This window comes from Micromonospora sp. R311, from assembly GCF_056780015.1.
The window spans coordinates 129,751-140,687 of record NZ_JBSWCE010000019.1 but is presented as its reverse complement, the minus strand read 5'-3'; the positions used below and the strand labels follow the sequence as shown (position 1 = coordinate 140,687).

Sequence of the window (10,937 nt, the reverse complement as noted above, 5' to 3'; positions counted from 1 at the left end):
CCTTCATCTCCTGCACAGCACCGCATAAAGTCGCTCTACCTACATAAGCTCCTCCTTGCGTTCGTGGCACACCTTGTCGTTCAACCTGTCTTTCCCGCATCGCGGTAAGGACAGGCTTCTTTTGACGGTCTTGCCCACGTCCAGCAGGGCCGTCCATGATGTCCGGCCGCTCTCCAGCGCGGCGACGACCGAGTACGACAAGCGACTGACCGGGTTAACGCCAAGCTCAGAGGCGCCAGGGCAGCGGATCGGGCGGGAGGTAGCGGCAGGTGCCGCCGGTGGTGACGGTGTCGCGCAGGTGGGCGGCGAGCGCCGGGTGCCGGTCGTCGAGCTTGCGCAGTACGTCCCGGATCCGGGCGGTCACCGTCTTGCGGGCCCGCTCGGCCTCGTCGCCGAGGCGGCGGCTGCGGCCGGCCAGCCCGGCGGCGGCACGCAGTTCGGCGAGCAGCGCCGCACGCTCGGCGTCGAGGGCGGCCACCTTCGGCTCGTCGCCGCGCTCGGCGGCGCGGTCGATCTCGTCGTCGAGCCGGGCCAGGTGCCGCCGGTAGCGGGCCTTCGCCTCGTCGTCGAGCACCGGGTCGCCCCCCATCCTGCGGGCGGCGACGAGTTCCGGCCCGGCGGCCGGATCGAGCAGCTCGACCGCGGGCACGTCGACGCCGGGGCGGCTCAGCAGCAGGTGCAGGTCGTGCAGGCCCTTCGCGTCGGGCAGGTGCACCACCGTGCCGGCGTAGCCGAGCTGCCAGACCGGCCCGTCGCGGCGGAACTCGTACGCCTCGACCGGCGGCTGCTGCCCGACGGCGCCGGCGTGTGCGGGCGTCACCCCGGCGGCTGACGCTACGGCCGAGAGCTGGCCAGCAGGCGCGGGACTCGTCACGGCGGCCGAGACGCCGGCCGCGGGGTGGCCGGCGGGCGGCGACACGCCGGTCAGCGGGCCGGCCTGGGCGGGCACCGCGCCGGTCGGCGGGCCGGCAACCTGGTGCATTCCGAGGGTGGCGGCGTCGCGGGCGGTGGCGGCGCGCAGCGCGGTGGCGGCGGCCACGTCGCCGGGACGGTCGCGCCCGGTCAGCGCGTCGGCCAGCGCGGCGCGGGCCAGCACCGACCAGGGCCGGGCGCCCATCCGGTCGGCGGCGTCGCGGGCCGCGGCGAACCCGGCCACCGCGTCGTCCCAGCGCTGCTGCGCGGCGTCGACCAGGGCCAGCCAGTGGTCGACCGGGCCGCTGACGTCGCAGCCGAAGAGCGCGGCCATCCACTGCCCGCGGTGCGGCGCCAGCGCCTCGCGCGCCTCGGCGCAGCGCCGCGGGTCGCCGGTCGCGGCGGCGACCTGCGCGCGCAGCCGCAGCCACAGCGGCGACACCGCCCGGGGGTACGTCGTGCCGGCCGCCTCGATGGCGGCCGTCAGCCGGAGCGCGGTCGCGCCGTCGCCGCGCTCGGCGGCGCTGATGGCCCGGACCAGTTGCAGGTACGGGTAGTCGCCCGGGTCCAGCCCGTCGAGCAGGGTTTCGGCCTCGTCGAACCGGCCCTGCAGCAGCAGCCAGGACCAGCGCAGGTGGTGGCGCATGAAGGCGAAGTCGGAGTGCTCCCACTCGCTGAGGTCGCCCAACTCGGCGAAGAGTTCGCCGGCGCGGGTGAAGTCGCCCCGGAAGGCGGCGATGATGCCGCCGTCGATGTTCGCGGCGAACCGGTGCCGGGCGTCGCCCGTGCCGGCTTCGGTGACGAAGGTGGTGAGTTCGGTGTGGTAGCGCGGGTCGCCGAGTTCCAGCAGGGCGACCCAGCGCAGCGAGGTCGCCCAGAGCGCGGTCTCCCGGTCGTCGCTCCGGCGCGCCACCTCGCGGATCTCGGCGGTGATCGCGGCCCGGTCGGCGGCCGTGCCGAGCCCCCAGGTGGTGTCGTGCCGGGCCCACAGGCTGAAGGTGAGCGCCTCGTCGTCGTGGCCGCGCCGGGCGCGCGTCTCGGTGGCGGTGATCAGGTCGGTGACGAGGGTGCCGGCCGGGGCGGCCGGATCGGGCTCGCCGATCAGCCGCCGGTACGCCTCCCGCAGCAGGTCCTCCCGGTCGGGAGTGCCCGCGGCGCCGGCCTGGTGGTGCCGGTGGACGGTGAGGGCGACGCGGGCCAGCACCACCGGGTCGTCGACGGTGAGGGCCAGCTCGGCGGCCGCGTCCAAGAGGCGTCGGGCCTCGTCTCCGTCGCCGACGTGGTGCAGCTGTTGGCCCAGCTCGATCATGAGCTTCACGCGCTGGGTCGGGTCGGCGGCCACCTCCAGTGCCCGCCGGAAGTGGGTCAGCGACTCGTCCACGGCCAGCCGGCGGCCGGCGTCCCGGGCCGCGGCGACCAGCAGCTCGGCCGCCCGGGACGGGTCGAGCTGGTCGCCGGCGAGGTGGGCGTGCCGGGCCAGGTCGGCCGGGATCAGCCGCTCGGCGAGCGCCGCCGAGCCGTCGACCGCCCGCACCACGGCGGCGTGCCGGGCCCGCCGGTCGTCGTCGGCGAGCCCGTCGTAGAGGGTCTCCCGGACCAGGTCGTGGGCGAAGGCGAACCGACCGCCGCCGCGGGCCAGCACGAGCCGGGCGGTCACCGCCCGGTCGAGGAGCCGGTCGACCTGCGCCGCCGGTGCGCCGCCGCCGGCCGCGAGGACCTGCCGGTGGAACTCGCGGCCGAGCACGGCGGCGACGGTGAGCACCTCGACCACCGGCGCGGGCAGCTGCGCGAGCCGCCGCCGCACCGCCTCCCGTACGCCGGGGGCGATCGTGCTGACCTGGCCGTCGGCGCGCCAGAGCCGGGCGGTCTGCTCGACGAAGAACGGGTTGCCGCCGGTGCGCCGGTGCACCTCGTCGACCAGCGCGGCGTCCGGCTCGCGGCCGGCGGTGCGGGTCATCAGCGCGCCGACCTCGTCGCGGCCGAGACCGGTGAGGGTGATCGTGGTCGCCTTCGCCACCAGCGGCATCAGCAGCGGGCGCAGCGGGTGGTCGACGGCCTCCACCTCGGCGTCGCGGTAGGTGCCGACCAGCAGCAGCCGCTCGAACCAGGTGTGCTGGGCGGCGAACTGGAGCAGCCGCATCGAGGCCGGGTCGGCCCAGTGCAGGTCGTCGAGGACGACCACCACCGGGCGGCGCTGGGAGACCGCGACCAGCGCGGTGGTCACCGCGTCGTAGAGGTCGAACTCGTCCCGGTCGGCGTCGGCCGCCTCGCGCGCCTCCTGGCCGGCGCGGTCGAGCGCCTCGCCGAGCAGCGCGGCCAGGCCCGGCTCGGCGGCCTCCCGGGCCACCGCCCAGTCGTCGGGCGAGCGGCGCAGCCCGCGCAGCACCTGCACCCAGGGCCAGTAGCCGGGGGCGCTGTCGGAGTCCCAGCAGGCGGCGCCGAGCACCAGCGCGCCGCGCTCGCGTGCCTCCTTGGCGGCGGCGGTGACCAGGGTGGTCTTGCCGATGCCGGGCTCGCCGGCGACCAGCACCAGGCCGCCGTGGCTGGCGGCCGCCCGGTCGACCTCGGCGCGCAGCAGACCCGCGGGGTGCTCCCGCCCGATGACGACCTCGCCGAACCGCGGATCCATGACGCCCAGACGGTAGCCGAACCGTCGGACATCCCGCCGCTTCCCGATCCCAGACGAATAAGTTCAACCAGAAACAGGTGCTGGAACGGGCCGACCTGGACCGAGCGGCTCGACGCCCGCGAAGAGCTGCTGCGCGAGCATCCGGAGGAGCGGAGATGAGTCTGGTCGTACGCCTGGAACGCACCCTCGACCCGGCACCGCACCGGGTCTACCGGGCCTGGCTGGAGCCGGAGCTGCTGCGGCGCTGGATGGCGCCGGCCGACCTGGCGGCGGCCCGGGTCGAGGTCGACGAGCGGGTCGGCGGTCGCTACCAGGTCTGGCACACCGACGCCGGCACGGACGTGGGCGGCTTCGACTGCGAACTGGTCGAGCTGGTCCCGGACGAGCGGATCGCCTGGCGGTGGGCGTTCGTCGGCTCGGAGCGCACCGCGGGCACCACCTACGAATCCCGGCTCACCGTGACGCTGCGCCCCGCCCCCGGCGGCGGCACCGCGCTGACCCTGCTGCACGAACGGCTCGACGCGCTCGCCGAGGCGATGCCGCACGTCGCGGAGAACGTCGCGGGCGGTTGGACCTCGGCGCTGGACAAGCTCACGGCGGCGACGGCATGAGCCGGCAAGCGGCTCTTCCGCGACGAGGGATGCGGACGCTGTCGAGCTGCCCCATCTATGGGACCAACGTCCTCCGAGCCGGTCATCGGGGCAGCGCGACGGTCGGACCGCGTGAGCGCATGGGGGTCGGGCTGCGCCCCGGCCGCCGCCGTGCCGCTAGGGAGACCGGACCGCGTGCCGGTCCAGGTGGGTCATCATCGACTGGTTCGCCTCCCAGCCGTCGGGGAACTTCACCGCGACGTCGAGGTGCATCGGCTCGGTCGACGGGTGGGCGTCGAGCAGGTCGGCGATCCCATCCCGCGCCACCACGATGCACGCGTGCCGGTGGCGGGACGCCAGCACGCAGAGCCGCCCCGACTCCAGGTGGAACGTCGTGGCGTCCCGCCGCCCGGAGAGCGGGTGCAGCACGATGGTGACGTCGTACTCGCGGCCCTGGAGCCGGTTGGCGGTGTCGACGGTGATGCCCGCTCCGGCGGCGCCGAGCCGCGCGCGGACGGCGGCCACCTGGTCGCGGTGCGCCGCCCCGATCGCGATCCGGTCCGCGGTCACCGGCGTACCCGCCGGCCGGTGCTCGGAGACGGCGACCGCCTCCCGCTCCAGCAGCCGCACCGCGAGCGCCGCGCAGGCCGAGGCCGCCGCCACGTCCGCCCGGAGGGTGTGTCCCGCCGGCAGCTGGTAGAGCCCCCAGCCCGACGTCGCGGCCAGCTCGACCGCCGCGTCGACCGCGTCGCCCGGCCCGGCCCTGGTCAGCGACAACGCCCGGTCGTCCGGGCCGGTGCCGGCCCGGAACCCGGTGAAGGGGTAGAACGCCGAGGCCACCACCGGCGCCGCCGAGGCGGGCAGCCGCCAGGACACCGGCAGCCGGTGTACGGGAAGTTCCGGGTTGTGGCGCAGCAGCACCGCCACCGCGGACTGCATCGGGTCCCAGGTGAGGCCCGTCCACCGCGCGGTGTCGACCGTGGAGAACGGATCGAGCTGCCCGGGATCGCCGACGAACAGCGCCCGCGCGAACCTGCCGGCGACGCGCAGCAGGGCGTCCGAGCGCATCTGGTACGCCTCGTCGACGATCGCCCACGGCCAGGTGCCCTCGGTGACGGTGGCCCACTTGGCGGCGGTACCGATGATGACGGCCGCGGTGCCGAGGTCGGTGACCTTCGCGGCGACCCGCACCGTCTCGTGCCCCGTGACCCGATCCGACGGCCGGTAGTCGGTGGCGGAGAGCCGGCCGATCGGCAGCTCGGGCGCCTGCCGCGCCAGACGGTCGATCAGGTCGTCGACCTGCTCGTTGGTCTGCGCGACCACGATCAGTGGCTCGCCGGCGGCGGCCAGCTCGACGGCGGCGCGTACCACCAGGGTCGACTTGCCGGCCCCGGGCGGCGAGTCGACCACCACGCCGCGATGGTCGCCGGACCGCAGATCGGCCAGCACGGCCGTGATCACCTGTTCCGCTTCCACCGCGGGTGGCACCGCGAGCCCAGCCAGCACCTGCCCTCACCCCAACACGGTCGTTTCCGGAACACTATCGGCAGACCTGCCGCGCGGGGCGAACCACTCCCCACGACCGGCGCGACGGCCCCGCTATATAGAGGGGATGTGTGCACGGTTTCCCTCAGGACGCTTGCGTGGTCAGTGGGCGTCGGTGATGACGTGGGCGCAGGCGGCGCAGGCCGCGGCGCCCTGCTCGGCGAACCAGCGGCAGGTCCGCCGGATCGCACAACGGGGCAACGTGTTGTCGGAAGCTTCGGCCGTCTCCTGGTACGAGGCGACCAGGCGTTCGCCGAGGCCGCAGTGGTCGCCGGTCCAGAAGCCGCACTTGGAGGTGACGCAGGGGCCGGCGAGCCGGTAGCGGGACTCCACCGGAGTATCCGAGTCGGCCTGAGCGGCGAGCGCCACCTCTGCCGGCAGCTGCGGCGTGACGTAGGCGACCCGACCCGCCGGAGTGATCATGCCGAGGAAGACCGTGGCGTTGACCGCGGGCGTACTCGGGCACATCCGCTCCGGCGGATCCGGCCGGTGGACGGGGTCCGTCACTTCTGCATCCAGAAACCGATGTCGTTGATCTTCTGGCCGAGCTCGTCGGCGAACGGGCCGTCGATCAGCCACAGGCCGTACCACTCGGGGCGGAGCCGGAGGTTCGCGTGCCCGACGGTGAGCGGGTTGGTCAGGTTGGTGTTGACGGCGGCCAGGGCGTTCAACCCGGCCTTCTGGATCTCGCCGGCGATGCGGCTCTGCTGCTCGGTGGTCAGCTCGACGCCGTCGACCACGAACCGGAACTCGCTGCGTGCCATGTCATACCTCCGACTACTCGTACGATTCGGTCCGCAGCCCGCGCCGCAGACTGGCTCTGGTGAAGGCCGCCCACCCGGAGCGGGTGGCGGCGTCGGCCCGGTGGCCGGCGCGGACGAGCGCCCGCCCGGCGTGGTCCCGCCAGCTGGCGGCGGTGACCGCCGGAACGCCCCAGAGTTCGCGGCACGCGGCGACCGCGAACGCGACCTGGTCCGCCGAGCCGGTGAAGCCGGCCGGCTGGTCGGTCACCCGCAACCCGCCGCCGGGCTCCGGACGGACGGACGGGAAGTGGTGGTGCAGGCTCGCCGCCGTCGCCCACCAGGCGTCGTCCACCCGCTCGGCCGTGAAGCCGTCACGCAGCCGGTCGTCACGGAGGTAGCGGATGCCGTGCAGGGTGAAGGCGTCGCCGGTCGGGCCGACCCGGCCGGCCACCTCCACCGGGGTGCTCCAACTGCGGGGCGTGTTGGCCGACCAGAAGGCCAGCCAGGTGGCGAGCCGCTCGTGGAAGTCGGCCTGGAACCGGGCCGGGCCGGGCAGCCGGGCGGTGGCGATCCGGTCCCGGGTGACGAGTGGGGCGCGGGGCGGGCTGGCGCCGGCGGCGGCCTGGGCGCCGGTCACGCCGGCTACGGTGACGGCCGAGGCCACCGCGGAGCCGACCAGCAGCCCGCGCCGGGACAGCGAATGGGAAGTGGGATTCATCGTCCGCCTTTCATTGACGGCCTTTGCCCCCGGACCCTAGTGGCCGCGACAGATCACCTGAACCGCCGCGTTATCGGGAGTACGACATTGACGGCCCTGATTGGTGGCGGCGTGAATTCGTGATCTGTGCTGTCTTGATCGCTGCCGGCGGGCATCCACCCGTGGACGGAGCCGGCGAGGCGTAGCGGCCGGCGTACCGGGTACGCGCCGCCCATGGGTAGCCACAAGGAGAACAAGCACGATCCGGGCGGCGAGTCGGCGCGCGGGCGGCGCCATCCGGGCAGCGGCGCGCGAGGTCACCAGGGCTCGCCGGTGGAGCACTCGCCGAAGGCCCGCCACCTGCGCACCGCGACCGGCTCGGCGGGCACCGAAGGCGACCAGGACCGGGCCAAGGTCGAGGGCGCCGAACGGGTGCAGCGGCAGGGCACGAGCTGAGCTCTGCGGCGGCCAATTCTCAGGAGGTGATGGCGGCGTGGCCAAATTCCTACTGAAGTCGACCTACACGGTCGACGGGATCAAAGGGCTGACCACCGACGGCGGCACCAAACGCGTCGAGGTGGTCCGGAAAATGATCGAAGGCGCCGGCGGGAGCATGGAGTCGATGTACTTCGGATTCGGCGCGGACGACACCTATGTGGTGTGCGACCTGCCGGACCACAAGACCGCGGCCGCGCTGGCCATCGACATCCGCGCGAAGGGCGGGGTGGACACCCGGGTCACCCCGATCCTGACCGCGGACGAGATCGACGAGGCGACCCGGGAGCGGCTCGAATATCAGCCCCCGGGCAGATGACACCTGACCGCGGGCGCGGTTCAGGCGTACCCCAGGGCGAGCCGGCGATGCTCGGCATCGTCGGTGCGCTCGGCCAGCGCCCGCAGCTCCGTTGATGCGGTGGCCGGGTCGCGTGCGCACCAGGTGCGCATGAGGGTGGCGGCGGTGTCCGGTGGCGGTGGCGACAGCCACCTCTGCGGTCTCCTGTGCCAGTTGGTCGATGGTCGGCACGGTCACGCCCAGCTCACGCAGGTGTCCGGCGAGCAGACCGACGCCCAAGGGGGTCAGGGTGGCCGCCACGCCCTGCTCGATCGCGCCGAGCCCGGCCAACTGGTCGAGCAACCGGTCGGTGTCGTTGCCGGCGAGTTGGCGCCAGTCTTCCTCCTGCTCATCGGTACCGGGGCGAATCCCAGCCCGTCAACTGCCGCCTGGTAGGCGAGCTGCCGCAACTCCTCGATCTCCACCGGTTCCCCGGCGATGAACAGCGTCGTGGTCACGGCGAGCAGCGCATCGTCGAACCGCCACCGGAGCACCGACTCGGCCCACCCGCTGCCGCAGACCGCCTCGCCGAGCTCGAACAGCCCGGCGAAGGCCCGCCGGGAGAGCGCGAGCGGGTCGGAAAGCTCAGCCGCTGGCGGGCGGGGAAGAACAGCTCGTCCGGCGTCGAGGTGTAGACCATCCGCATGAGGGCCGACGCATATCCTCGGACGAGAGGCATCGGCAGACGCCATCCGGGAGAACAGGGCTACTCCCCGCGGCAGTTTGAGGCCGAACGTGGTCTCCGGCGGGCATGGCGTACGTGAGCCGGGGCAGGTGACCATAGTCCCCGCCGGCCCACCTCCGGACCGGAACGAGGTCAGCGGATCAGGTGGCCGATGAGGCTGTTCGCATCGCCGCTACCGAGCGCGGCGAGCACCACGGCGAGGATCAGGCCGACGATGGTGGCCGTACCGCCGAGCAGCAGCACCGCGCGCTCGACGCCGGTGGTGGCCCGGGTGAGGGCCGTGGAGAGGCGACCCGGCGGCCGGGCGTGCAGCGCGACCGCCGGCGCTCCCGCCTCGTCGAACGCGGCCACCAGGCCGGCCAGCTCGGCGAGGGGCTCGGGCCGGGCCGGGCCGACGAGCACCTGGAAGGTCAGGGCGAGCACGCGGACCAGGTCGTCCGGCGGCGCCGGCGACAGGGCCCGGTCGCTGGCGAGGAATTCGTGTACGCGGTTCGCGCTGCCCCGCAGCGCCGTCGCGAGCGGGTGCGGGGTGAAGCCGCGGCGCTGCCGGGCGTCCAGCTGCCGGGCCGCCTCGGTCAACCGTTCGGCGACCCGCACCAGCCGGTCCCGCGTGTGCCGCAGCGGGTCGGGCACACGGTCGGCCAGCCGGTCGGCCGCGTCGGAGGGCTTCGGGGCCGGTGGCGGGCCGAGGAACTCGGCGATGGCCACCACGGCGGCGCTGGCCGCGAGCCGCCGCCGCAGCAACCCGGCCGTCGCCCGGACGGCGAGCGCGGTGGGCACGAAGAACAGCAGCAGGTAACCGATCCCGACCAGCGGTGAGATGGAGAGCCCGGGCGGGCCGCCCGGCTGGTCCGGGGACGTGTCGGGCAGGCCGGCATCGAGGGCGAACAGCAGCAGCCACGGGTAGAGGAAGCCGACCACGGCCAATGGCCCGATCTGCGCGTACCCGAAGGCGTTGAGCGCGACCCGGGCGCGCCCCTCGGCGGTGGTGCCGGTCGGGAAGGCCAGCCGGGGCAGGTTTCCCCGGCGCGGCAGGTCGGGGCGGGCGACGTAGCCGAGGCCGCGGATCCAGGCGAGGACCGCGATCAGCGCGCCGATGGCCCCGGCCGCCAGGGCGGCTTCGAGGAGCGCCTCCTGGAGCTGCTCCTCGTCGCTGGGAAGCGCGAAGCTCAGCAGCAGCGGCAGCGCCGCGCCGACGCTGAAGCCGGCCCAGGGCACCACGTACAGCGGCCCGGCGTGCCGGATCGCCGACGTGATCCGCGCCGGATCGGGCCGCCGGAGCGGCAGGCGGCGCAGGGCGCCGGCCGGGCCGTAGCGGCGGACGAGGACGAACCGCCGGTTCGCCAGCACGTGCGCGTAGACGGGCCGGACGACGAAGGACGCGTACGCCGCCACGAGCATCAGCCAGATCCCGATCAGCGGAAAGATCAGGCAGACGACGGCGATTGCCCGGATGACCACGCCGCCCTTGATAGCAGTCCCACGCACCGAGGTGGACGCCGGCATGCCCCGCGAGGTGGCCGCGCCAGAAGCGTCGGGCCGCGAACGTCGCGCGACCTGATGCTTCGGATACCGAAAACCGTGACGTCAGCCGGTCGTCTCGAAGCTCAGCGCAGATCCCAGCTCAACCGATCGCCGGCGGCGTCCCGCGCGCGTTCGAGCCGGTCGGGGTCTTCCTCGATGATCGTCAGAATCTCGTAGGCGTAGCTCGACGATCCCACCGACCCGCCGGAGAAGACCTCCGAATAGAGCAGCCACAGGCCGCCTCCTGCCGCCGTGCGGCATTCGCCGGGGAGGTCCCTGCCGAGCAGCGCGAGTTCGGCCGACTGGCTCTCCGCCGACACGATGAGCAGCAGAATCTCGAGAAACTTCAGGCGAGCCGGCGGTGCGACCGTGTCCGCCAGTGCCGCCAGCGCCACGGAGACCACGGGGAGCGCGGGTTCCAGCAGCACCTCGGGGGTCATGACGTGCCCCTCGAGCACCTCGAAGCGTGCGTCGTCCTCGGTACCGGCCCGGGCCAGCGCCGACAGTTCCTCCGCGACGTGGGCCGCGCTCCCGCCGCAGCCGCACCGCAGAGCGTCCCAGTCGTACCGTGCGATCTCGAGCTCAACGATCTCCGTCGACACTGCCTCCCCGCCTCTCCTCGACACCGGTCGGCATCCTCGCACGAGCCGACCGTCGCCGGCATGACCTGCGCCGGGCACGCGCACGAGCCCTGCCGTCCTTCCCGTGGCGTTCCGTGCCGCGGCGGCGGCCCCTCCCGCGCCTCCGACTGGATGTCGGAGGGACCGGGCGGGGCCGCCC

General features: G+C 74.3%; 11 protein-coding genes. 4 read left to right on the top strand and 7 right to left on the bottom strand.

Features of this window, described 5'->3' with window-relative positions:
- Positions 1 to 226 precede the first annotated feature (226 nt).
- A complete protein-coding gene (locus AC1WTP_RS18115) occupies positions 227 to 3,541 on the bottom strand; it encodes an ATP-binding protein (protein WP_481650437.1) in 3,315 nt (1,104 codons plus the stop codon).
- Positions 3,542 to 3,696: 155 nt separating this feature from the next.
- Between AC1WTP_RS18115 and AC1WTP_RS18110 the strand changes: the two genes are divergently transcribed.
- Positions 3,697 to 4,152, top strand: a complete 456-nt coding sequence (locus AC1WTP_RS18110; protein ID WP_481650436.1) for an SRPBCC family protein — start codon at positions 3,697 to 3,699, stop codon at positions 4,150 to 4,152.
- A 156-nt stretch (positions 4,153 to 4,308) separates the two neighbouring features.
- Here AC1WTP_RS18110 and AC1WTP_RS18105 read toward each other — a convergent pair whose 3' ends face one another.
- The 4 genes from AC1WTP_RS18105 to AC1WTP_RS18090 form a co-directional block, all read right to left on the bottom strand.
- Entirely contained in the window at positions 4,309 to 5,634 is a 1,326-nt protein-coding gene (locus tag AC1WTP_RS18105) for an AAA family ATPase (RefSeq protein WP_481650442.1), read from the bottom strand.
- 144 nt (positions 5,635 to 5,778) lie between these two features.
- Positions 5,779 to 6,183 (bottom strand): hypothetical protein, encoded by a 405-nt coding sequence (locus AC1WTP_RS18100; protein ID WP_481650435.1) that lies wholly within the window; start codon positions 6,181 to 6,183, stop codon positions 5,779 to 5,781.
- Positions 6,180 to 6,440, bottom strand: a complete 261-nt coding sequence (locus tag AC1WTP_RS18095) for a hypothetical protein (RefSeq protein ID WP_481650434.1) — start codon at positions 6,438 to 6,440, stop codon at positions 6,180 to 6,182. The genes AC1WTP_RS18100 and AC1WTP_RS18095 overlap by 4 nt, the downstream gene beginning before the upstream one ends.
- 13 nt (positions 6,441 to 6,453) lie before the next feature.
- Positions 6,454 to 7,137 carry a hypothetical protein gene (locus AC1WTP_RS18090; protein ID WP_481650433.1) on the bottom strand — a complete coding sequence of 228 codons (684 nt, stop codon included), beginning with the start codon at positions 7,135 to 7,137 and terminating at the stop codon, positions 6,454 to 6,456.
- Between the two features lie 213 nt (positions 7,138 to 7,350).
- On the opposite strand from AC1WTP_RS18090, the gene AC1WTP_RS18085 reads away from it, so the two are divergent.
- The 3 genes from AC1WTP_RS18085 to AC1WTP_RS18075 all read left to right on the top strand — a co-directional run bounded on the left by AC1WTP_RS18085 (position 7,351) and on the right by AC1WTP_RS18075 (position 8,344).
- A complete protein-coding gene (locus AC1WTP_RS18085; protein WP_481650432.1) occupies positions 7,351 to 7,572 on the top strand; it encodes a hypothetical protein in 222 nt (73 codons plus the stop codon).
- Positions 7,573 to 7,609: 37 nt separating this feature from the next.
- A complete protein-coding gene (locus AC1WTP_RS18080) occupies positions 7,610 to 7,930 on the top strand; it encodes a GYD domain-containing protein (protein WP_481650431.1) in 321 nt (106 codons plus the stop codon).
- A gap of 135 nt (positions 7,931 to 8,065) precedes the next feature.
- On the top strand, positions 8,066 to 8,344 hold the full coding sequence (locus tag AC1WTP_RS18075; RefSeq protein WP_481650430.1) for a hypothetical protein: 279 nt from the start codon (positions 8,066 to 8,068) through the stop codon (positions 8,342 to 8,344).
- 421 nt (positions 8,345 to 8,765) lie between these two features.
- On the opposite strand, the gene AC1WTP_RS18070 is transcribed toward AC1WTP_RS18075, so the two are convergent.
- Together AC1WTP_RS18070 and AC1WTP_RS18065 are read right to left on the bottom strand one after the other, a co-directional pair.
- Complete coding sequence (locus AC1WTP_RS18070; RefSeq protein ID WP_481650429.1) at positions 8,766 to 10,094, bottom strand: hypothetical protein; 1,329 nt, start codon at positions 10,092 to 10,094, stop codon at positions 8,766 to 8,768.
- 146 nt (positions 10,095 to 10,240) lie between these two features.
- The gene (locus tag AC1WTP_RS18065) at positions 10,241 to 10,759 is read right to left on the bottom strand and encodes a hypothetical protein (protein ID WP_481650428.1); all 519 of its coding nucleotides are present in this window, start codon (positions 10,757 to 10,759) and stop codon (positions 10,241 to 10,243) included.
- Between the last annotated feature and the right edge of the window lie 178 nt (positions 10,760 to 10,937).

Coding starts and splice junctions, on each gene's coding strand:
- AC1WTP_RS18095 (WP_481650434.1), bottom strand. CDS start 6,440: ATGGCACGCAGCGAGTTCCGGTTCGTGGTCGACGGCGTCGAGCTGACC.
- AC1WTP_RS18115 (WP_481650437.1), bottom strand. CDS start 3,541: ATGGATCCGCGGTTCGGCGAGGTCGTCATCGGGCGGGAGCACCCCGCG.
- AC1WTP_RS18110 (WP_481650436.1), top strand. CDS start 3,697: ATGAGTCTGGTCGTACGCCTGGAACGCACCCTCGACCCGGCACCGCAC.
- AC1WTP_RS18090 (WP_481650433.1), bottom strand. CDS start 7,137: ATGAATCCCACTTCCCATTCGCTGTCCCGGCGCGGGCTGCTGGTCGGC.
- AC1WTP_RS18085 (WP_481650432.1), top strand. CDS start 7,351: ATGGGTAGCCACAAGGAGAACAAGCACGATCCGGGCGGCGAGTCGGCG.